Origin of the sequence: Enterococcus crotali (genome assembly GCF_000633635.1) — a bacterium.
Classification (GTDB): Bacteria; Bacillota; Bacilli; order Lactobacillales; family Enterococcaceae; genus Enterococcus_L; species Enterococcus_L crotali.
This window is the reverse complement of record NZ_AYPQ01000002.1, coordinates 153297-173599: the sequence shown is the minus strand read 5'-3', so window position 1 is coordinate 173599 and position 20303 is coordinate 153297. Positions and strand designations below refer to the sequence as shown.

At 36.9% G+C, this 20303-nt stretch carries 23 protein-coding genes; 21 read left to right on the top strand and 2 right to left on the bottom strand.

Going from position 1 to position 20303, the window contains the following annotated elements; all coding sequences use genetic code 11:
• Window positions 1-3 precede the first annotated feature (3 nt).
• The 17 genes from rpsE (at window position 4) to truA (ending at window position 12288) form a co-directional block, all read left to right on the top strand.
• Entirely contained in the window at window positions 4-504 is a 501-nt protein-coding gene (gene rpsE / locus V192_RS0105520) for a 30S ribosomal protein S5 (RefSeq protein ID WP_010761674.1), read from the top strand.
• A gap of 13 nt (window positions 505-517) precedes the next feature.
• Entirely contained in the window at window positions 518-697 is a 180-nt protein-coding gene (gene rpmD / locus V192_RS0105515) for a 50S ribosomal protein L30 (RefSeq protein WP_010761673.1), read from the top strand.
• 36 nt (window positions 698-733) lie between these two features.
• On the top strand, window positions 734-1177 hold the full coding sequence (rplO, locus tag V192_RS0105510; RefSeq protein WP_025869791.1) for a 50S ribosomal protein L15: 444 nt from the start codon (window positions 734-736) through the stop codon (window positions 1175-1177).
• Window positions 1177-2475 (top strand): preprotein translocase subunit SecY, encoded by a 1299-nt coding sequence (gene secY / locus V192_RS0105505; protein ID WP_025869790.1) that lies wholly within the window; start codon window positions 1177-1179, stop codon window positions 2473-2475. The genes rplO and secY overlap by 1 nt, the downstream gene beginning before the upstream one ends.
• A gap of 84 nt (window positions 2476-2559) precedes the next feature.
• Window positions 2560-3210, top strand: a complete 651-nt coding sequence (locus tag V192_RS0105500) for an adenylate kinase (RefSeq protein WP_025869788.1) — start codon at window positions 2560-2562, stop codon at window positions 3208-3210.
• Window positions 3211-3404: 194 nt separating this feature from the next.
• Entirely contained in the window at window positions 3405-3623 is a 219-nt protein-coding gene (infA, locus tag V192_RS0105495; protein ID WP_002356224.1) for a translation initiation factor IF-1, read from the top strand.
• Window positions 3624-3655: 32 nt separating this feature from the next.
• A complete protein-coding gene (gene rpmJ / locus V192_RS0105490) occupies window positions 3656-3772 on the top strand; it encodes a 50S ribosomal protein L36 (protein WP_002288710.1) in 117 nt (38 codons plus the stop codon).
• An 18-nt stretch (window positions 3773-3790) separates the two neighbouring features.
• Window positions 3791-4156 carry a 30S ribosomal protein S13 gene (gene rpsM / locus V192_RS0105485; protein ID WP_010766211.1) on the top strand — a complete coding sequence of 122 codons (366 nt, stop codon included), beginning with the start codon at window positions 3791-3793 and terminating at the stop codon, window positions 4154-4156.
• Between the two features lie 27 nt (window positions 4157-4183).
• Window positions 4184-4573 carry a 30S ribosomal protein S11 gene (gene rpsK / locus V192_RS0105480; RefSeq protein WP_010761668.1) on the top strand — a complete coding sequence of 130 codons (390 nt, stop codon included), beginning with the start codon at window positions 4184-4186 and terminating at the stop codon, window positions 4571-4573.
• An 80-nt stretch (window positions 4574-4653) separates the two neighbouring features.
• The gene (locus V192_RS0105475; protein WP_010761667.1) at window positions 4654-5592 is read left to right on the top strand and encodes a DNA-directed RNA polymerase subunit alpha; all 939 of its coding nucleotides are present in this window, start codon (window positions 4654-4656) and stop codon (window positions 5590-5592) included.
• Window positions 5593-5679: 87 nt separating this feature from the next.
• Window positions 5680-6063 carry a 50S ribosomal protein L17 gene (rplQ, locus tag V192_RS0105470; protein ID WP_025869346.1) on the top strand — a complete coding sequence of 128 codons (384 nt, stop codon included), beginning with the start codon at window positions 5680-5682 and terminating at the stop codon, window positions 6061-6063.
• A 289-nt stretch (window positions 6064-6352) separates the two neighbouring features.
• Entirely contained in the window at window positions 6353-7555 is a 1203-nt protein-coding gene (locus V192_RS0105465) for a hypothetical protein (protein WP_025869344.1), read from the top strand.
• Between the two features lie 15 nt (window positions 7556-7570).
• Complete coding sequence (locus V192_RS0105460) at window positions 7571-8743, top strand: M20 family metallopeptidase (protein ID WP_025869342.1); 1173 nt, start codon at window positions 7571-7573, stop codon at window positions 8741-8743.
• A gap of 300 nt (window positions 8744-9043) precedes the next feature.
• Window positions 9044-9883: an energy-coupling factor ABC transporter ATP-binding protein gene (locus V192_RS0105455; protein WP_025869340.1), complete on the top strand. Its 840-nt coding sequence runs from the start codon at window positions 9044-9046 to the stop codon at window positions 9881-9883.
• Entirely contained in the window at window positions 9859-10728 is an 870-nt protein-coding gene (locus tag V192_RS0105450; RefSeq protein WP_025869338.1) for an energy-coupling factor ABC transporter ATP-binding protein, read from the top strand. Before V192_RS0105455 ends, V192_RS0105450 begins: the two co-directional genes overlap by 25 nt.
• Window positions 10725-11522 (top strand): energy-coupling factor transporter transmembrane component T family protein, encoded by a 798-nt coding sequence (locus tag V192_RS0105445; protein WP_025869335.1) that lies wholly within the window; start codon window positions 10725-10727, stop codon window positions 11520-11522. Before V192_RS0105450 ends, V192_RS0105445 begins: the two co-directional genes overlap by 4 nt.
• Before the next feature lie 19 nt (window positions 11523-11541).
• Window positions 11542-12288, top strand: coding sequence for a tRNA pseudouridine(38-40) synthase TruA (gene truA, locus V192_RS0105440; protein ID WP_025869333.1), 747 nt, complete (start codon window positions 11542-11544; stop codon window positions 12286-12288).
• A gap of 118 nt (window positions 12289-12406) precedes the next feature.
• Here truA and V192_RS0105435 read toward each other — a convergent pair whose 3' ends face one another.
• Window positions 12407-13915 carry a helix-turn-helix domain-containing protein gene (locus tag V192_RS0105435; protein ID WP_025869331.1) on the bottom strand — a complete coding sequence of 503 codons (1509 nt, stop codon included), beginning with the start codon at window positions 13913-13915 and terminating at the stop codon, window positions 12407-12409.
• Window positions 13916-14561: 646 nt separating this feature from the next.
• On the opposite strand from V192_RS0105435, the gene V192_RS0105430 reads away from it, so the two are divergent.
• Together V192_RS0105430 and citG are read left to right on the top strand one after the other, a co-directional pair.
• A complete protein-coding gene (locus V192_RS0105430; RefSeq protein WP_025869329.1) occupies window positions 14562-15266 on the top strand; it encodes a GntR family transcriptional regulator in 705 nt (234 codons plus the stop codon).
• Window positions 15250-16137 carry a triphosphoribosyl-dephospho-CoA synthase CitG gene (citG, locus tag V192_RS0105425; protein WP_025869326.1) on the top strand — a complete coding sequence of 296 codons (888 nt, stop codon included), beginning with the start codon at window positions 15250-15252 and terminating at the stop codon, window positions 16135-16137. The genes V192_RS0105430 and citG overlap by 17 nt, the downstream gene beginning before the upstream one ends.
• Before the next feature lie 87 nt (window positions 16138-16224).
• Here citG and V192_RS0105420 read toward each other — a convergent pair whose 3' ends face one another.
• On the bottom strand, window positions 16225-16941 hold the full coding sequence (locus tag V192_RS0105420; RefSeq protein ID WP_029948140.1) for a response regulator transcription factor: 717 nt from the start codon (window positions 16939-16941) through the stop codon (window positions 16225-16227).
• 110 nt (window positions 16942-17051) lie between these two features.
• Here V192_RS0105420 and V192_RS0105415 point away from each other — a divergent pair, with 110 nt between their 5' ends.
• Entirely contained in the window at window positions 17052-18902 is a 1851-nt protein-coding gene (locus V192_RS0105415) for a sensor histidine kinase (RefSeq protein WP_025869324.1), read from the top strand.
• Between the two features lie 150 nt (window positions 18903-19052).
• On the top strand, window positions 19053-20267 hold the full coding sequence (locus V192_RS0105410) for a YdcF family protein (RefSeq protein ID WP_025869322.1): 1215 nt from the start codon (window positions 19053-19055) through the stop codon (window positions 20265-20267).
• The last annotated feature ends 36 nt before the right edge of the window (window positions 20268-20303 follow it).

The window sequence follows — 20303 nt, the reverse complement described above, 5'->3', positions numbered from 1 at the left end:
TTCATGGTTTATATTGATCCAAAACACTTGGAATTAGAAGACCGCGTGGTTTCTATCAACCGTGTAACTAAAGTTGTTAAAGGTGGACGTCGTCTACGCTTTGCAGCACTAGTTGTTGTGGGAGATAAAAACGGTCACGTTGGCTTTGGGACTGGTAAAGCACAAGAAGTGCCAGAAGCAATCCGTAAAGCAATCGAAGACGCGAAGAAAAACTTAGTTGAAGTGCCTATGGTTGGTTCTAGTATCCCTCACGAAGTGATCGGGGTATTTGGTGGTGGCCGTATCCTTATGAAACCTGCAGTAGAAGGTTCTGGGGTAGCCGCTGGTGGACCAGTTCGTGCCGTATTGGAATTAGCTGGTGTAGCAGATATTACATCAAAATCATTAGGTTCAAATACACCAATCAACGTTGTTCGCGCAACAGTTGAAGGGTTAAAACAATTAAAACGTGCCGAAGAAGTGGCAGCACTTCGCGGTAAATCTGTAGAAGAAATCTTAGGATAAGGAGGACAAAATAATGGCTGAATTAAAAGTTACATTAAAACGCAGCGTTATCGGACGTCCTCAAAACCAAAAAGATACAGTTAAAGCACTAGGTTTAGGTAAACTAAACAGCTCTGTTGTGAAACCTGCGAACGAAGCAATCAAAGGTATGATCAACACTGTGTCACATTTAGTGGACGTTGAAGAAGTTTAATTTACAATAGTACATTGTTAAGGAGGTGCCAAACCAATGAAACTTCATGAATTACAACCTGCTGAAGGTTCACGCCAAGTACGTAACCGTGTTGGACGTGGTACTTCATCTGGTAATGGTAAAACTGCTGGACGCGGTCAAAAAGGTCAAAAAGCTCGTTCAGGCGGTGGTGTAAGACTAGGATTCGAAGGGGGTCAAACTCCATTATTCCGTCGTTTACCAAAACGCGGCTTCACGAACATCAACCGTAAAGATTATGCAGTCATCAACTTAGATGTCTTAAATCGTTTCGAAGATGGAACTGAAGTAACACCTGCAGGCTTGATCGAAGCTGGAATCGTGAAAAACGAAAAAGCTGGAATCAAAGTTCTTGCTAATGGTGAATTAACAACTAAAAAATTAACTGTGAAAGCAGCTAAATTCTCTAAAGCAGCAGAAGAAGCAATTGTTGCAGCTGGTGGATCAATCGAGGTGATCTAATGTTTAAACTATTAAAAGATGCTTTTAAAGTCAAAGACATTAGATCAAAAATTTTGTTTACTGTATTCATTCTTTTTGTATTTCGTTTAGGTGCGCATATAACTGTACCTGGCGTAAATGCAAAAGGTTTGCAAGACTTAAGCAATTTACCGTTTTTAAATATGTTGAATATGGTCAGCGGTAGTGCTATGCAAAACTTCTCTATCTTTTCGATGGGGGTTTCGCCATACATTACAGCATCGATCATTATCCAACTATTACAAATGGACATCGTTCCTAAATTTGTAGAATGGTCGAAGCAAGGTGAAGTTGGACGTAAGAAATTGAATCAAGCGACAAGATATCTAACGATCTTCTTGGGTATTGCTCAATCTATTGGGATTACTGCTGGATTTCAACAATTAAGTTCAGTTGGGATTGTAAAAAATCCTAATATGAGCACCTTTGCAATGATTGCTGTGATTTTAACTGGTGGAACAATGTTTGTTACTTGGTTAGGAGAACAAATTACTGAAAAAGGAATCGGAAATGGTGTTTCAATGATTATCTTTGCGGGGATTATTTCTCGCTTACCAGAAGGGATCAAAGAAATCGTTGAGGATTACTTTATCAATATTGAATCTTCTAGAATTTGGCAATCTGCGATTTTTATTGTGATTTTGATTATTGCAATTTTAGCTGTTGTTACATTAGTAACATTTTTCCAGCAAGCAGAACGAAAAATTCCTATCCAATATACAAAACGTGTTTCGGGTGCGCCGACTAGTAGTTATTTACCGTTAAAAGTAAATGCTGCAGGGGTTATCCCAGTTATCTTTGCTAGTTCATTGATTGCAACGCCGAATGCTGTGCTACAAGCCTTTTCTAAAAGCTATGCTGGTGAAGGTTGGTACGATGTAATGACACAGATTTTTAGTTACAATACCGTTCCAGGTGCAATTATTTATACTGTACTGATCGTCGCTTTCACATTCTTCTACGCTTTTGTTCAAGTTAACCCTGAGAAATTAGCGGAAAACTTACAAAAACAAGGAAGCTATATTCCAAGCGTACGACCAGGTAAAGGGACAGAAGAATATATTTCTGGAATGTTAATGAGACTAAGTGTTGTCGGTTCTATATTCCTAGGTTTAGTTGCCTTACTACCGATCATTGCACAAATGATTTGGAAGTTACCGCAATCTATTGGCCTTGGAGGAACAAGCTTACTGATTGTAATTGGTGTTGCTTTAGAAACAGCAAAACAATTAGAAGGTTTAATGTTGAAACGTCAATATGTTGGCTTTATCAATAAGTAGGAGTCGTGTGTTGAGGGTTATCCTCAGCACCATTCTTCTCAGGCTAGCTTCAAAAGCCAGCCTTTAAAATTAGGAGGAAATGAAATGAACCTCATTTTAATGGGATTGCCTGGAGCAGGCAAAGGAACTCAAGCAGAACAGATCGTGGATACTTATGGTATTCCGCATATTTCTACAGGAGATATGTTCCGTGCTGCGATGAAAAACGAAACTGCTCTTGGCTTAGAAGCGAAATCTTATATCGATAAAGGTGCTTTGGTTCCTGACGATGTAACAAATGGAATTGTCAAAGAACGTTTGGCTGAATCAGATACTGATAAAGGTTTTTTATTAGATGGTTTTCCACGGACTTTGGATCAAGCAGAAGCATTAGATAAAATGTTAACAGAATTAAATAAAAAAATTGATGCTGTCATCGACATCCATGTAGAAGAAGAAATTTTGGTTGAACGTTTAGCCGGTCGGTTTATCTGCCGTTCGTGCGGAGCAACTTATCATAAAATCTTCAATCCTCCTACCGTAGAAGGAACATGTGATCGTTGCGGCGGACATGAATTTTATCAAAGAGAAGATGACAAGCCTGAAACGGTCAAAAACCGTCTGGCAGTCAACATCAAAAGCAGTGCACCGATTTTAGATTTTTATAAAGCTAAAAACGTATTGCATACAATAGATGGGAATCGCGAGATCGATACTGTTTTTTCAGAAGTGAAAGAAATCATTGAAAAAAAATAGTTTTCTGATTAGCCGCAAGCTTACCATTTGTGTTTGATTCAGATTCTCTTGCCAAATAGAATAGTTTATGATAGAATGTATCAGTCCGACTTCTACCTTTTTGTAGAGGTTTAATTGAAAATTCTAGGTGGGGGCTGAAGTTTCCGCCATTTTATCGTGTGAAAATGCGAAACAAGTACAAGGAGGTACTGTGCGTGGCTAAAGAAGATATGATTGAAGTCGAAGGTACAGTCGTCGAAACTTTGCCGAATGCAATGTTTAAAGTTGAACTAGAAAATGGACACCAAGTTCTTGCTACTGTTTCCGGTAAGATTCGTATGCATTATATTCGTATTTTACCTGGAGATAAAGTAACTGTAGAGTTATCTCCATATGATTTAACTCGTGGTCGAATCACTTATCGCTTTAAATAATTGTACTCCGTAAAATTCAGGGAGGTATTATCATGAAAGTAAGACCATCAGTAAAACCAATGTGTGAACATTGTAAAGTAATTCGCCGTAAAGGACGTGTTATGGTCATTTGCCCAGCAAATCCAAAACATAAACAACGTCAAGGATAATAGGAGGTGTAACGTAGAATGGCTCGTATTGCAGGAGTAGACATCCCTCGTGATAAACGTGTAGTGATTTCCCTTACTTACATTTTTGGTATTGGTAACACTACTGCTAAAAAAGTTTTAGCAAACGTTGGCGTATCTGAAGATATTCGCGTTCGTGATTTAACAAACGAACAAACAGATGCTATCCGTGCGGAAATCGATAAGTTAAAAATTGAAGGTGATCTTCGTCGTGAAGTGAACTTGAACATCAAACGCTTGATGGAAATCGGTTCATACCGTGGTATCCGTCACCGTCGTGGATTACCCACTCGTGGACAAAACACGAAAAATAATGCACGTACTCGTAAAGGCCCAGCTCGTACTGTAGCAGGCAAGAAAAAATAATTCCTAAGTGAAGGAGGTTAGATCTTCATGGCAGCAAAAAAAGTTAGTCGTAAACGCCGTGTGAAAAAGAATATAGAAACTGGGATTGCACATATCCATTCTACATTCAATAATACAATTGTAATGATCACTGACAGTCATGGTAATGCATTAGCATGGTCATCTGCAGGTTCATTAGGTTTTAAAGGAAGCAAAAAATCAACACCGTTTGCAGCTCAAATGGCCGCAGAAGCTGCTACTAAAGCAGCACAAGAACACGGACTTAAAACTGTTGATGTAACAGTTAAAGGACCTGGTTCTGGACGTGAAGCAGCGATTCGTTCATTGCAAGCAACAGGTTTAGAAGTGACTGCAATTCGTGACGTGACTCCAGTTCCTCATAATGGATGCCGCCCTCCAAAACGCCGTCGTGTTTAATGAGTGCCACTCATTCTGAGTTTGAATTAAGAACGTCATTGAACAAGACACTTTTCGTTTTGAAAGGGGTATAGATAAGAATGATTGAATTTGAAAAACCAAGAATCGAAAAAATTGATGAGAATAGAGATTATGGCAAGTTCGTCGTTGAACCACTGGAAAGAGGTTACGGGACTACTTTAGGCAATTCTCTACGTCGTATTTTATTATCTTCTCTACCAGGAGCTGCTATTACCAATATTCAAATCGATGGTGTGTTGCATGAATTCTCTACCATTAAAGGTGTAAGAGAAGACGTAACTCAAATTATTTTGAATATCAAAGGCTTAGCATTAAAGCTTTATGCAGAAGAAGAAAAAACCCTTGAGATCGATATTACAGGACCTGCTACAGTAACTGCTGGCGATATTATCGTCGACAGCGATGTTGAGATCTTGAATAAAGATTTAATTATCTGTAGTGTCTCTGAAGGAGCTACTTTCCATGCTCGCTTAACAGTGAAACCTGGTCGTGGCTATGTTCAAGCAGACGAAAACAAAAAGGAAGATATGCCGATCGGTGTTCTCCCTGTTGATTCCATCTATACACCAGTTCGCCGTGTGAACTACCAAGTAGAAAACACTCGTGTTGGTCGTCGTGATGATTTTGACAAATTAACAATGGAAATATGGACTGATGGTTCAATCATTCCTCAAGAAGCCCTTAGCTTAGCTGCTAAGATCATGACGGAGCATTTAGACATCTTTGTTAACCTTACTGATGAAGCGAAAAACGCTGAAATCATGGTTGAAAAAGAAGAAACACAAAAAGAAAAAATGTTAGAAATGACCATCGAAGAATTAGACTTGTCTGTTCGTTCATATAACTGTTTAAAACGTGCAGGGATCAATACTGTACAAGAACTTACAAATAAATCTGAACCAGAAATGATCAAAGTACGTAATTTAGGTCGTAAATCTCTTGAAGAGGTTAAACTAAAACTACATGATTTAGGTTTAGGCTTACGTAAAGACGATTAATACTCTTTACGAAGGATGCTAGCTCGACTTATTATTTCGTTTTTTAGTCGAACTGTATACGAAACTTAGTGAAGGAGGAAAACCAACGTGGGTTATCGTAAATTAGGACGCACATCAAGCCAACGTAAGGCAATGTTGCGTGACTTAACTACTGATTTAATTATCAATGAACGTATCGTTACGACTGAAGCTCGTGCGAAAGAAATCCGTTCTACAACAGAAAAAATGATTACTTTAGGCAAACGTGGAGATCTTCATGCCCGTCGTCAAGCAGCTACTTATGTTCGTAACGAAGTTGCTAGCGTACGTGAAGAAAACGAAGCAATCGTTGTTGAATCAGCTTTACAAAAGTTATTCAATGATCTTGCACCTCGTTACGCAGAACGCCAAGGTGGTTACACTCGTATCTTGAAGACAGAACCAAGACGCGGAGATGCAGCACCTATGGTAATTATCGAATTTGTTAAATAATCAAACTATACCGTCACTTTATAGATGATTCTTTTAGAGTGTTATGATGTTGGAGGCGACTCCTAGTCTAGCTCAACGCTTTCTCTGCCAAATTTGTTTGGCAGAGAAGCACTCATCATAGTATAAGGTGTATTTTTTTGTCCTGAGAATTTTTCTCAGGACTTTTTTTACTTTTCCATCGTTCTATTTAATTTTCTGTGTTATGTTATTGCATCGAAGTGTCATTTTTAGTATACTTTTATTAGTCGGAATTTTCAGACAAAATAAAAGGGGTTAAAGGGGGAGTAACATGGCACAAATGACCGCTTTCACGTTATTGATGGCAATTTTATTTATTGGAGACGTTATATCGAGCAAGACAAAAGCGTGGATATCTTCTGTATTTGTCTGTGCTGTCTTATTTGTTATTGGTTACTGGACATTTTTTCCAGAAAACATTGTTGAGATTGCAGGGATTCCACCAGTAGTTGCAACATTATTGATGTATTTATTGATTACAAATATGGGAACGTTATTATCGATCAAAGAATTAGCTAATCAATGGAAAACGATTGTTATCACACTTTCAGGTATTTTAGGAATCGTTGTATTATTACTAACCGTAGGATCATTAGTATTTGATCTTGAAACAGTGCTAGTAGCTGTTCCTCCATTAGTTGGTGGGGTCGTGTCTTCATTGATCATGTCTGAAGCGGCACAAGCAGCAGGACTTACTTCATTGTCAGTATTAGCTATTTTAATCTATGTGATGCAGGGATTTGCAGGTTATCCGCTAACTTCGATCATGTTGAAAAAAGAAGGAAAACGAATGCTTGATAAATACCGCAACGGCGAATGGACACCCGTTCATGAACAAGAGAATAAACAAGCAGAGGAAATAGATGAAGATACACCGAGATTGTTTAAGTCAGTTCCTAAAAAATACCATACTGATTTTTCAAGAATCTTTCGTTTAGCTATCGTCGCTTTAATAGCCTACTATGTTTCGGTTTGGAGCGCGCCAGTTGTAACGATTAGTCCATTTGTTCTTTGTTTATTCTTTGGAGTTGTAGCGTCCTCACTAGGTTTTCTAGAAAAACAGCCTTTAAAAAAAGCGAATAGCTTTGGTTTTGCAATTTTAGGATTAATGTTATTTATTTTTGATGGATTGAAAAAGGCGACACCAGAGATGCTAGAGAAATTACTTTTACCGATGGTTGGTATTATCGTGATTGGTGTGATTGGAATGTATGTCTTCTCAGCTATTGTAGGAAAATTATTAGGTGTTAGCAAAGAAATGGCATTTGCAGTTTCTTTGACCGCTTTATATGGCTTTCCTGCGGATTATATCATCACTAATGAAGTCATACAGTCACTGACAGAAGATGAAAAAGAAAAAGAAGCTTTGACAAGTCATATGATGCCGCCAATGCTCGTTGCTGGTTTTATCACGGTTACGATCGTATCAGTCGTACTAGCTGGAATCTTTTCAAGTATTTTATTAAGTTTATAGAAATGAGGAAATAGCATGAAAGAATTAAAAGCGTTGATTCAAAAGTATAAAGAAGAGATGATCGATTTTAGAAGAGACTTACATCAACATCCAGAGTTACAATTTGAAGAATTTAGGACAACAGAAAAGGTTGCAGAGACGTTAGACAAAATTGGTATTTCTTATCGTAGAACTGAACCAACAGGGCTTATTGCAGAACTTGTCGGCACCAAACCTGGAAAAACAGTTGCTTTGCGGGCTGACATGGATGCTCTACCTGTTCAAGAATTGACTGAGGGCATTTCTTACAAGTCACTAGAAGATGGAAAAATGCATGCTTGCGGACACGATGCACATACCGCAATGTTATTGACGGCAGCCAAAGCTCTAAAGGAAGTCCAAGATCAAATTAAAGGAACGGTTCGATTTATTTTTCAGCCATCAGAAGAAAATGCTCAAGGAGCCAAAGCGATGGTTGCTCAAGGTGCAGTGGAAGGTGTGGATGATGTTTTTGGCATCCATATTTGGTCACAGATGCCATCAGGTTCTGCTTCTTGTGTCGTCGGATCATCATTTGCCTCAGCAGATATTTTTTCGATTGATTTTAAAGGACAAGGTGGACATGGAGCTATGCCAGATGCTTGTATTGATGCTGCTGTGATGGCTTCATCATTTGTAATGAATGTTCAATCAACTGTTTCAAGAGAAACCAATCCATTAGATCCTGTTGTGGTAACTATAGGTAAGATGGATGTTGGCACACGTTTTAATGTTATTGCTGAAAATGCTAGATTAGAAGGTACTGTACGCTGTTTTAGCCTTGAAACGCGTGATCGTATAGAAAAAGCTTTAAAACGTTATGCTGAGCAAACTGCAGCGATGTATGGCGGTACTGCTCATCTAGAATATAATTATGGCACTTTACCTGTGATCAATGACGAAGTCAGTGCCTTATTTGCTCAAGCAATCATTGAGGAAAGTTTTGGAGCCACAGCACTTATTCAGGAACCGCCAACTACTGGTGGGGAAGATTTTAGTTATTTTACTGAGAATACATCTGGTTGTTTTGCTTTGGTTGGCTGTGGAAATCCAGCCAAAGATACGCAGTGGGCTCACCATCATGGACGCTTCAATGTAGATGAAGATGCAATGGAAGTTGGCGCAGAATTATATGCACAGTATGCGTTTGAATACTTAAATCAGCAATAGGTGATTTAAGTTTAGTAAAAGAGTGTGTGATCAAATAAACCGTATATGTCATATTATGTATTTAAATTTAGAGTCGTGAACAAAAACTGATTTTTAGTTTTTGTTCACGACTCTTATTTGATGAGCAAAAAAATTAGACTTTTCAATGGTGAAAAAACTTTCTGTCATGACAGATAAGAATTCACATATCGGTACTTATTTTGTTATAATAGAGAATAGTGCAAAGAAAAGAATAGATGATTGAAAAAACACTGATTTTTTGTTAGTGTTAGTAAGACTAAATAATCGAGGGAGTACGCGATGCAACCGATAATTGAATTAAAAAATATCCATTTTAACTATCAACCAGAAGATGCTTCTCCCGCTTTGAAAGATGTATCTTTTTCCATCCAACAAGGTGAGTGGGTCGCTATTATTGGACACAATGGGTCAGGAAAATCAACGTTGGCAAAAACAATCAATGGGCTATTGTTACCTACCTCAGGCAGCATTACAGTCGGTGGTAAACAATTAAATGAGACCAACGTTTGGGATATTCGAAAAATGGTCGGGATGGTCTTTCAAAATCCTGATAACCAATTTGTAGGATCCACAGTAGAAGATGATGTTGCATTTGGCTTAGAGAATCAAGGGATTCCTCGGGATGAAATGCTTATTAGAGTTAAAGATGCACTAGAAAAGGTGCGCATGAATTCTTTTTCTACACGTGAACCGGCTCGTTTATCCGGTGGTCAAAAGCAACGAGTAGCGATTGCTGGTGTTGTAGCTTTACGTCCAGATATCATCATTTTAGATGAAGCAACTAGTATGTTAGATCCAGAAGGACGGGAAGAAGTCATTGCAACAATCAAAAAAATCAAAGAAGAAAGCAATTTAACGGTTATTTCAATTACCCATGATATTGATGAAGCTGCCAATGCCAATCGAATTTTAGTAATGAGACAAGGTGAATTAGTTAGTGAAGGAACACCAGAGAAGATTTTCTCGGCTGGAACTGAATTGATCCAGATGGGGTTAGATCTTCCGTTTCCAGAAAAACTGAAAATAGCTTTGAACGAACGTGGAATTGAAGTGCCAGAAGAATATATGACTGAAGAAAGGATGGTGGATTGGTTATGGACATCCGTTTTGAACAAGTAGATTTTACGTACCAACCGAATACACCATTTGAACAGCGGGCATTATTCGATTTGAATTTAACGATAGCTGATGGTTCATATACAGCGATTGTTGGGCATACTGGTAGTGGGAAATCTACTTTACTACAGCACTTGAATGCTTTAGTTAAGCCGACAAAAGGCTCAGTAACGATTGGAGACCGCAAGATCGTTCCGGAAACGAATAATAAAAATTTGAAACCGATTCGTAAAAAAGTTGGTATCGTCTTTCAATTTCCAGAAGCACAGTTGTTTGAAGAGACAGTGGCTAGAGATATTGCTTTTGGACCTAAAAATTTCGGTGCAACGGGAGAAGAAGGGGCTAAATTAGCCGCTGAAATGTTGGACTTAGTTGGACTGGATTCGAGTTATTTAGAGCGTTCGCCGTTTGAATTGTCTGGTGGGCAAATGCGTCGTGTGGCGATTGCTGGTGTTTTGGCGATGGAACCGGAAGTTCTGGTTTTGGATGAACCAACAGCAGGCTTAGATCCCCAAGGTCGCAAAGAGATGATGGAAATGTTTCAGCATCTGCATGAAGAACGCGGTATGACGATCATTTTAGTAACCCATTTAATGGATGATGTAGCCAACTACGCAGATCATGTGATTGTATTGGAACAAGGAAAAATCGTCAAGGCTGGTTCTCCGCAAGAAGTTTTTCAAGAGATTGATTGGCTGAAAGAAAAGCAATTAGGTGTACCAACAGCTGCTTCATTTGCAGAAAAGCTGATGGCTAAAGGTGTTACGTTTGAGCAATTACCTTTAACTGCAGATGCCTTGGCGGATGATTTATTAAATGGCTTGAGCAAGGCGGGTGAAGACCAATGATGAATAAATTGATTTTTGGCCGTTATATCCCAGGAGACTCTTTTATCCATACAATGGACCCTAGGGCAAAATTGATCGCTAGTTTTTATTTTATTGGGATCATATTTTTAGCAAATAATTGGCAAAGTTATGCTGTCCTAGCAATTTTCACGTTATTTGCAATTTTTCTTTCAAAAATAAACATTCGCTTCTTTATTCGAGGAATCAGACCGTTGATTTGGCTAATTTCATTTACCGTTATTTTACAAATGTTATTTACTCAAGGTGGAGAGATTTATTTTAAATGGGGAATATTTACGGTCACTGAATTCGGTGTAGTCAATGGGCTACTCATTTTTTGCCGTTTTGTGTTGATTATTTTCATGTCTACATTATTGACCTTAACAACTCCTCCACTTGATTTATCAGATGCAATTGAATACTTAATGCGTCCTTTAAAAGTCGTTCGTTTTCCTGTTCATGAAGTTTCGTTGATGCTATCGATCGCATTGCGCTTTGTTCCAACATTGATGGATGAAACAGAAAAAATCATGAATGCTCAACGTGCGCGTGGTGTAGATTTTGGTGAAGGAAATTTGATTCAGAAAATGAAAGCTGTTGTTCCATTATTGATCCCGTTGTTTGTTAGTAGTTTTAATCGTGCAGAAGATTTAGCAACTGCAATGGAAGCACGCGGTTATCAAGGTGGAGACGGTCGAACGAAATACCGAGTGTTACATTGGCATTTGAAGGACACTATAGTGATGGTAGCGTTTGTCGTTTTAACTGTTGTTTTAGTTTTGGTGAGAAGTTAGAAGTAAAGGTGGAAAAGAAATGCCGCGCTATAAAGCGATAATTGCGTATGATGGAACAAAATTTAATGGGTTTCAAGCTCAGCCAAATGGACGTACAGTTCAAGAAGAAATTGAAAAAACATTAAAGAAAATGAATAATGGCAAGACAATTACGATTTTTGGTTCTGGCCGGACAGATGCTGGTGTTCATGCATCAGGACAAGTTATCCATTTTGACTACTCTCAAACTAGAGAGCTGGAAAGAATGCGTTATGCTTTAGATACACAAACACCAGATGATATTGCAGTAAAGAGTGTAGAGATTGTACCAGAAGATTTTCATGCGAGGTATCATGTTGTAGAAAAGACGTATCAATTTCATGTAGATATTGGGAAACCAAGAAGTCCATTCAAACGATTCTATGCTAGTTATTTTCCTTATCCAGTAGATACGGCAAAAATACAGCGTGCATTAACTGACTTGTTGGGTACCCATGACTTTACTTCATTTTGTGCTTCTGGAACTGAGATCGAAGATAAGGTACGGACGATTCATGAAGCAAGTTTAGAGGTCAATGAAGCAGGAGATGAATTGATCTTTACCTTTCGTGGAGACGGTTTTTTGTACAAAATGATCCGAATTTTAGTAGGAACATTACTTAAAATGGGCAATGGTCGGATGGATGAAACGACGATCCCTGAAATTATTGCTGCAAAAGATCGCAATTTTGCTGGACCTACAGCACATCCAGAAGGATTATATTTAGTTGAAGTAAAATATGAATGATTCACAAAAAAAGTTCTCGTCTTTAATAGACAGAGAACTTTTTTGCGTATATTAGTAGTAAGAGACAAATAAATGAACAAAACAGTTATTCCAAAATCATATAGTAACGATCTTTTAGCTAATCTTGGATGATATTTTTCTTTTCAAATAGCTGTTGCAGCGTTTTATACAAGTCAGTTAAATCCTTATTACCATAGGACAGATCCCAGAAGTACAAAGGAAGATCCGGGTATTTTTTTCTAGGAAGCAACGAAGAACTGATAACTAGATCATAGCTGTCATTGAGTTCTTCTTGGTAAGGAGAAGAGTCAACAAAACCTAAGTCGTTTAAAAACTGATAGATCATTCGAACTAAAGTAAAATTATGCTCAAAAGCAACACCCACTTTTAAGTGTTCGGAGTGCTTTGGTTTATCATAGGCAGGGAGCAGAATGCTTTTAACTGAATGAATCAAAGGTTTTTTGATCGTGTAAATAAATTTGTATTCTTTTTCCTGAGCCTTTTCATCAAAAAATTGATACAGTTTCAGTTCGAGAGAGTGATCCGCTTTTCTTTTTTTATGAGGTGTTTCGACTAGAATCTGTAAATTTGGATAAGGTTTTCTCAGCACATAAAAGGTAAACATGATATTGATAAGATTACCAATGATGATGGGCTTATCCAGTATTTCAGGCTCTTTTTTGAATATATTTTCTTTTGCATAGACCAAGAATTCTTGAACCAGTTCATACACCGGATTAGGCCGAACTGAAAAATCATGTAAGGTTTGGAGCAAGGAGGGATCATCATCTATTGTATAAAAAGGAGCATAATGCGCCAAGAAAAAAATAAAGCTGCTTTCTCCTTTACTATGTTTAGGATCTAATGATTGTATAGGGCCTAGTTCCTTGTTTAAGCGTTCAAAATCATAATAAGGATTATCCTTCAGCAAAAAATCATAGTGTGTATCATAGGAGACAAACATCTTTTTCCGCGTACGACAAAGAAAAATCGCAGCAAAATAGGTTAGTTCTTTAGCACCTAAATAAGTTCTAGACAAAGGAAAGTAGTCAGAGAAAGCACTAGCAAGTTTTTGTGCGTCTTCAAGTGCAACACTCTTAAAAGGCCAGACTGTTCCCCTTGTCCCTAACCAGAGCGCATCAAAAAGCGCAACTCTTACTGAACGTTCATCACCGATCAAGTTGGCTTCTGTATATGTAAAGCGTAAACCGAATTGTTTTACGTGTTTTTTTATAGGCAGCATCTTTCTAGAAACTGTTGAACGGCTCACGTAGTAACGTTGGCAAAAATCTTCTATGTTAGGAGAATCATGATTTAAAAAATAAAGAATATATTGAAATGGAACGGATTTTTTTAACAAGAAATAACGATACTCGTCAATGGTTACAAGGAGTTTTGTGCTGTCGATTTTTCCAGCTCTATGCAAAATCGATGGGTGTGTCGAGATAATTTTTGTTAAATCATTATTGATTTCCGTTACTATAATCGATGTTTGTTGGTAATTCAAAGATAATTCATCAGATAATTGTGTAATGGATACATCTGCTTGATTTATTTTTGTGATTCGTTTGAACAGCATAAACTTAGTTAGCATTCCAGAATCCATCATCAATTTTTCGTATAACATGCTAATCACTTCCTTAAGACCTATTCTACTGTACTTGATAGCTACTTGTCAGCTAAGACGATAAGTGCAAAACAGTTAGTGATTCTTTTATGACAAAAAGTCGATGTTTAACAGGAGATTGAACAAATGGCAATAGCAAGATGAACATTATTTCTCTTTTTGAACAGAAAAATAGCCAATTAGAGAAATAATTGTATAAGCATTAGACAAAAAAATAGAGGCTGAGACAAAAGTGTTTAGCTCCGAGAACCAAGTAGGTACTGTGCAACATCAACTCGTACCTCGTTGTGTTTTACAGCAATAAGAGGGAATGTACGAAAATTGCCAAGAATCACAGTGGTTTTACGAACTGATGATGATTGGTACCTACTTGGTGCTTTTCAAATTTTTGTGACCAAGTAGGTACTGTTTTACATCAGCTCATGCTTCGCTGTGTTTCATAGCAATTCCAGCTTATTTCCGAAGGAGCTGCTTTTTTCTCGCCGTTTATTCGATTTTAGAGCGGACATCAAAACTGATTTTTAGTTTTGGCCCACCCTATTTTATTAAAAAGAATATTTTCTTATATTTTTTATCTTATTCTTAGCGATACCAAATAGGAATATTTAGTTATTTCCTTACTATTAATCTGCAAAGGAGTAATCAGATGAGTACAATATCAGAAGCAGTTGGAAAAAACTTAGATTTAAGCGTCAATGAACCATTAAAAGAGCTTGTTTATAAAGCCTTCCGAAAAACGATCATTTTGGGTGAGATTTCAGCCGGGCAACGAATCAACGAAAAAGAGTTTTCTGAAGTGATGAATATTAGTCGTACACCGATCCGTTATGCTTTGCAAAAATTAGTTGAAGAAGGATTAGTTGATCATGTTCGTGGTGTAGGAATCATCGTTCGGGGCATTTCACTCAATGATGCTAACGAGATTTACGCTATTAGAAAATCGTTGGATGTTTTAGCTACGATCACAGCAATGAAAGAAATGTCTTCTGAAGATTTTGAAGAACTAAAAACTTTATTAGAAGAAACCGAACGTTTAAATGAAGTAAATGAAATCGATCAAGTGTTACAAAAATTCTCTGATTTCAATGAATTGATTTATGAAAAAAGTAAGATGTTACGCTTAAAATCAATCGTTATGAAATTACGTGAATACCTCGTCTATTTCAGGGATATTTCGATTCGCTCTAAAGATCGCCGAGATAAAGCCTTGAAGGAGCATTGGTTGATTTATAAATGTATGCTGAATCAAGAAGAAGAACAATTAAAACAACTCATTACAGAGCATTTAGATTATTCTCAAACCTTTATTCTTAAAGAAATGGAAAAACATTTAAATGAAGCAAATAAATAAACATAGAGCGCCTAAATCAATCAGTGAATTCGCTTTAGAAGCCTTGTTATATGAAGCTAGCCTTGCTCCTAAACCAGGACTAGTCGACCCTAAAAGCTGCGGTGCACATGCAGACATGAATTATTTTACTTTTATTGATAGTAGTGCCGCACTTGCTCCATTTCTTACAGAATATGTTGATTTAGGATTTAATCACGATGGGTCTCCTTCGACTTTATTTGAAAAAGTTCGTGTACTTGGACAACAGGCTGAAACCGCTATGCTGAGAAAAACCAAGGGCATCAATACCCATAAAGGCGCAAATTTCTCTTTTGCTTTACTCTTAAGTGCAACAGGAAAAATAATGAACGATAAGCACTTGCAGATTCCTTTTACAAAACAAGATACAGCAGACATTTTTAGCTATGTGAAACAAATGACAGCAGGATTACTTTTAAAAGATTTTGCTGGTTTAGCATACAAAAAGCAACTAAGTTATGGAGAAAAGCTTTATTTAGAACATGGTATCGTCGGCATTCGCGGTGAAGCAGAATTAGGCTATCCAGCACTTAAAGATAATGCACTGCCATTTTTAAGGACACACGGTAAAAGTGATCAACGTGCCCTATTTTTAATTTTGTTATTACATTTGATGGCTACGGTCGAAGACTCTAATTTAATCAACCGAGGTGGTATCCACGCTTGGCAAAACGTACAAAGACAAGCGACTGAGCTTTTACAAACCCTTTCCATTAATAGTTCAGAAAAAGAATTAGAAAAAGCTTTAACTCTTTTTGATCAACAACTAATTGAAAAAAATCTTAGTCCCGGTGGCTCAGCGGATTTAGTCGCATTAAGTTTCTTTTTTGGTCGTTTGGAAGGCCTATTTTGAGTTTTACATAATAAAAAAATATAAAAACAGGTGAGGACCATGCTTGATCACCACCTGTTTTTATAACTATACTTACTAAATCCGACTTCATGCTTCCTTACCTTCTGGGTTAAATGAATAGCCAATCCCCCAAACTGTCTGTAAATATTTTGGTTTTTTGGGATCATCTTCAATCTTATTTCTCAGATAGTTAATGTATACCGTGATCAGATTCTTATCCATGTCTCCATCACTCCAGACACTAGCATAAATCTGTTCCTTACTAAATACTTGATAGGGATTTTCCATAAAAAATAAAATCATCATGATTTCTTTTGACGTCATGTTCACGATTTCACCATTTTTACTAAATTGGTACTGGTTTTTATCGAATGCAAAGATTCCTTCTTTCAACAATGTTTCTTCACGATGTTGACTTAGTGTCAGCAACTGCTCTGTTCGATTCAGCGTACTGATTACTTGTGCTCGTAACACATCTGGTGCAAAAGGTTTAGAAAGATAGACATCGCCTCCAGATTCTAGACCACTGATGATATCTTGCTCGCTTTTTTTCCCACTAACAAAGATAATTGGTGTCAAAGGCTGGCGTTCTCGAATCAACTGAGCCAAATGATAGCCGTCATTTTCATGTTCTAAACTGACATCTAACAAAAATAATTGAAACTCTACTCGGTTCATGATATCTAACGTTTTCTCGATCGTATCGCTTTGATAAATCAATAATCCCGTTGACTGAAGCGACTTCCAAATCAATCGGCGAATTGCAGGATCGTCATCTACTACTAAAATTTTTTCGTTTCGCAACGTGCACACCTCATTATTTTTTTACATTATCTATACAATAGCGGAATTATCTTTAAATTTCAATATGAACTTGTTATGATATGAACAGACTTTTAAAAGGAGCTAGACCAATGAAACGAACAAATAGAATTGTAAACATCATGATCGCAGCGATGATCCTCTTTATTGTTGTATCCGTTTTCTTTGCAATTCGGGGATTTTCCATTATTCGTAAAACAACTACGGCTAGTGGACAGGACTTTTTGCTGCAGTCAACAGAATACGTAGGTAAAGTGATCCAACTATCAATGAAGAATCGGCATCAATCGCTTAACTATCTAGCAATCGACGGGAATTTAAAGAACAGTGATGATCCGGAGACCTATCTAAAAAATAGCTCTTCTTCTCTCAATACGTTTTTTGATTCCCTAAATAATGAGGCGGATGCGCTCTTTTACATCGATCCTGACGGCACCCCGTTATATGCCTTTCATTGGGATGCTAAGAAAAAACAGATCTTGATTGCAGATACTGAAACGATTCGCCCTTTTATCAGTCACGACTTATCTTTAAAACAATTATTCGACAAACCCACTGCTCAAAATGGTGATTCCTATTTTATCGACAAAAAAGCCTATGTCAATTTTTATCAAGAAATTCGAACTGCCTCTGGTGCTATTGATGGTTATTTGATTTTACCTTTGAATCTAGAAGCTTTTTACCAGAATTTTCTACAAGATTTTGAATTAGATTATAAAGGATATCCAATGATCAAAGACCGATCGATGACTGTTGTTATGCATCCTGTCGAGCAGCAAATTGGCTTAGATATTATCAATGGACGAGAAAAACTATACCCTGACTTTGACTACTCTGATTTAAAACGCTTAGAAAAATACCAACTAAATCATGACTCAGGAAAGTTGACCTATAAATCTTATTGGTGGGATGAAGATACACCAACAGAAGTGGTAAAAATCAGCGCCTTCGAATGGATCGATGTCGGTCTTGCTCATTGGGTCGTGGCTATCAATGCAGATTATAACGAACGAAATGATGATATCATCAATTTTGTCATCGTCTTGTCGTTCCTTTTAGTTTTATTATTACTTTTAATTATTATTTGCTCGTTGTTTATTCATAATTTCAGAAAAAAAGAAACAATTGAAGCAGAAAATCGCCAGCTGATCGAAAAACAAAAACAACAAAAAATGCAGCATCAATTAGAATTAGAACTTTATCAACGAAATAAAATGGAAACAGTTGGTTTACTCACGACATCGATCGTCCATGATATGAATAATTTCTTAACGCCGATTATTGGTAATACTCAGTTACTATTGGAAGAGCATGGAGAAGATCCCGTATTAGAAGCAGATTTAGAAGAAATTCTTCATTCTGCTCAAAAAGGAAAACAACTCTCTTCAAATGTCTTACGCTTTTCAAAACCACAAAAAAGCGTTCAGGAATGGATCGATATTTCTGCTGCGATCGGAGTTGCTACTCACTTGATTGGAGAGATTATTCCTAAAAAAGTGCGATTATCTCTGTCCATTCAAGAAAATCTTGGCACCACTAAACTAGAAGAAACTGATTTGCAAAATTTGATTTACAACTTGATTACAAATGCCTATCAAGCTACCAAAGGACATTCAAATAAAGAGCAAAAAATTCAAGTCATTGTCTCACCTGCTTCAAAAGAATTAACTGCAATGCTGAAGAAAAATCGACATCGGGCGAATCCTATTGACGATTTTGTGACATTGGAAATTTCTGATAATGGTCCCGGAATTCCTGATGAATTAAAAGAAAAAATATTTGAGCCCTTTTTTACAACAAAATCTGCTGATGAAGGTACCGGTCTTGGACTTTTCGCCGTAACTTCGATTGTTGAAAAATATGAATGGCACCTTTCATTGGATTCCAAAGAAGGCGTCGGAACTAGCTTCTTTATAACATTTCCAGTTCGTTCCTCTAAATAATTTAAAATGAACATTCTTTACTCAAATAAAGAGGGAGAATGTTTATTTTTATTCACTCTTCCAAAGTTCTACAAAACAGACTTTATAGTATTTTTTTCTCTCAGTTTTCGTTATACTAATATAGAAATCATTTATTGAAGGAGTTCTATTATGGGGAATTATTTTAGCATCATCATTGGTTTTATTTATCTCATCGGTGTATTCACGATTCCAAAATGGCGCAAAAAAAAGGTCAATCAAGATTGGAAATTTTTTGAGGTACTTTGGTTTTCAGTTTGTTTTATCGTTTATGTTATTTATTTGGAAGTACAGCTTCATACTTATTATTTTTTGATTCCATCAAGTTTTTTATTGATTTTCCTTTTTTACTATTTCAAAGAGAAACGCAGATTGATCAATGGTCTATTATTTAACTTGTTTTTGATCGTAGGTATGACATATTTGGGCTTTTTATTTGTTCGTACCACTAATCCTCTATTAGGTATTTTGGCTTGGATCACGGGTATTTTTCTATTAATACTATTCTTAATAGGACTTTATGCATTAGTTGCTTTCTTATATTGGAATGCGATCGTCGTTATGCGTAAGGAAGGTCATTCTTTAGCCAATTTATTGACATTACTATTAGCAATTGGTTTAACTGCATTTCTGATTTTCAATCACTACTCAGCTCGTATTTTGCCATCGTGGGCCTCGCTATTATTTGGTATCTTACCGCTGACCTTGTTTTATTTCTTTATGGTTTTCTACAATTTTTTAACGATTTCAGTTATTTATCAATTTAATCAACCTAAATACAACCAAGATTTTATTGTGGTTTTAGGTTCAGGTTTGATCGATGGAAAAACAGTTCCTCCCCTTTTAGGCAATAGGATTGAAAAGGCAATCCAATTTTACAAAGCGCAATCTAAAGCTACGTTACTCCCTCCAAAAATTCTTATGTCAGGTGGTAAAGGTGACGATGAACATATTGCTGAAAGTATTGCCATGAAAAATTACGCACTCGAAAAAGGAATTCCAGAAGAAGATATTTTAGTCGAAACAAATTCTAAAAATACTCTGGAAAATATGAAATTTTCTAAAGAAATCATGGAAGCAACTTTTGGTGGAACTGATTTTCATGCGATTTTTACGACGAATAACTTCCATCTGTTTCGTGCAGGCCTTTTTGCACAAATGGCTAACCTAAAAGCAGATGGTATTGGGGCCAAAACAGCTTTTTACTTTTTGCCTAATGCTTTTCTAAGAGAGTTCGTTGCAATCGTAATGATGCATAAACGCCGTCATCTGATCTTTTGTGGTCTAATCGCGGTAATGATGATTCTATTCGCATTGTCCGAATTCTTCCTTGTTACTCAACATTAAAACAGAAAACATCTCTAACTTTAATGCACTCAGATA

Bases quoted from the DNA above. Each gene is read 5' to 3' on its own strand.
- secY (WP_025869790.1), top strand. From the start codon at position 1,177: ATGTTTAAACTATTAAAAGATGCTTTTAAAGTCAAAGACATTAGATCA.
- citG (WP_025869326.1), top strand. From the start codon at position 15,250: ATGAAGCAAATAAATAAACATAGAGCGCCTAAATCAATCAGTGAATTC.
- V192_RS0105415 (WP_025869324.1), top strand. From the start codon at position 17,052: ATGAAACGAACAAATAGAATTGTAAACATCATGATCGCAGCGATGATC.
- V192_RS0105410 (WP_025869322.1), top strand. From the start codon at position 19,053: ATGGGGAATTATTTTAGCATCATCATTGGTTTTATTTATCTCATCGGT.
- V192_RS0105435 (WP_025869331.1), bottom strand. From the start codon at position 13,915: ATGTTATACGAAAAATTGATGATGGATTCTGGAATGCTAACTAAGTTT.
- rplO (WP_025869791.1), top strand. From the start codon at position 734: ATGAAACTTCATGAATTACAACCTGCTGAAGGTTCACGCCAAGTACGT.
- V192_RS0105450 (WP_025869338.1), top strand. From the start codon at position 9,859: ATGGACATCCGTTTTGAACAAGTAGATTTTACGTACCAACCGAATACA.
- V192_RS0105465 (WP_025869344.1), top strand. From the start codon at position 6,353: ATGGCACAAATGACCGCTTTCACGTTATTGATGGCAATTTTATTTATT.
- V192_RS0105500 (WP_025869788.1), top strand. From the start codon at position 2,560: ATGAACCTCATTTTAATGGGATTGCCTGGAGCAGGCAAAGGAACTCAA.
- truA (WP_025869333.1), top strand. From the start codon at position 11,542: ATGCCGCGCTATAAAGCGATAATTGCGTATGATGGAACAAAATTTAAT.
- V192_RS0105460 (WP_025869342.1), top strand. From the start codon at position 7,571: ATGAAAGAATTAAAAGCGTTGATTCAAAAGTATAAAGAAGAGATGATC.
- rpsM (WP_010766211.1), top strand. From the start codon at position 3,791: ATGGCTCGTATTGCAGGAGTAGACATCCCTCGTGATAAACGTGTAGTG.
- rpmD (WP_010761673.1), top strand. From the start codon at position 518: ATGGCTGAATTAAAAGTTACATTAAAACGCAGCGTTATCGGACGTCCT.
- rpsK (WP_010761668.1), top strand. From the start codon at position 4,184: ATGGCAGCAAAAAAAGTTAGTCGTAAACGCCGTGTGAAAAAGAATATA.
- rpsE (WP_010761674.1), top strand. From the start codon at position 4: ATGGTTTATATTGATCCAAAACACTTGGAATTAGAAGACCGCGTGGTT.
- rpmJ (WP_002288710.1), top strand. From the start codon at position 3,656: ATGAAAGTAAGACCATCAGTAAAACCAATGTGTGAACATTGTAAAGTA.
- V192_RS0105445 (WP_025869335.1), top strand. From the start codon at position 10,725: ATGATGAATAAATTGATTTTTGGCCGTTATATCCCAGGAGACTCTTTT.
- V192_RS0105430 (WP_025869329.1), top strand. From the start codon at position 14,562: ATGAGTACAATATCAGAAGCAGTTGGAAAAAACTTAGATTTAAGCGTC.
- V192_RS0105475 (WP_010761667.1), top strand. From the start codon at position 4,654: ATGATTGAATTTGAAAAACCAAGAATCGAAAAAATTGATGAGAATAGA.
- V192_RS0105455 (WP_025869340.1), top strand. From the start codon at position 9,044: ATGCAACCGATAATTGAATTAAAAAATATCCATTTTAACTATCAACCA.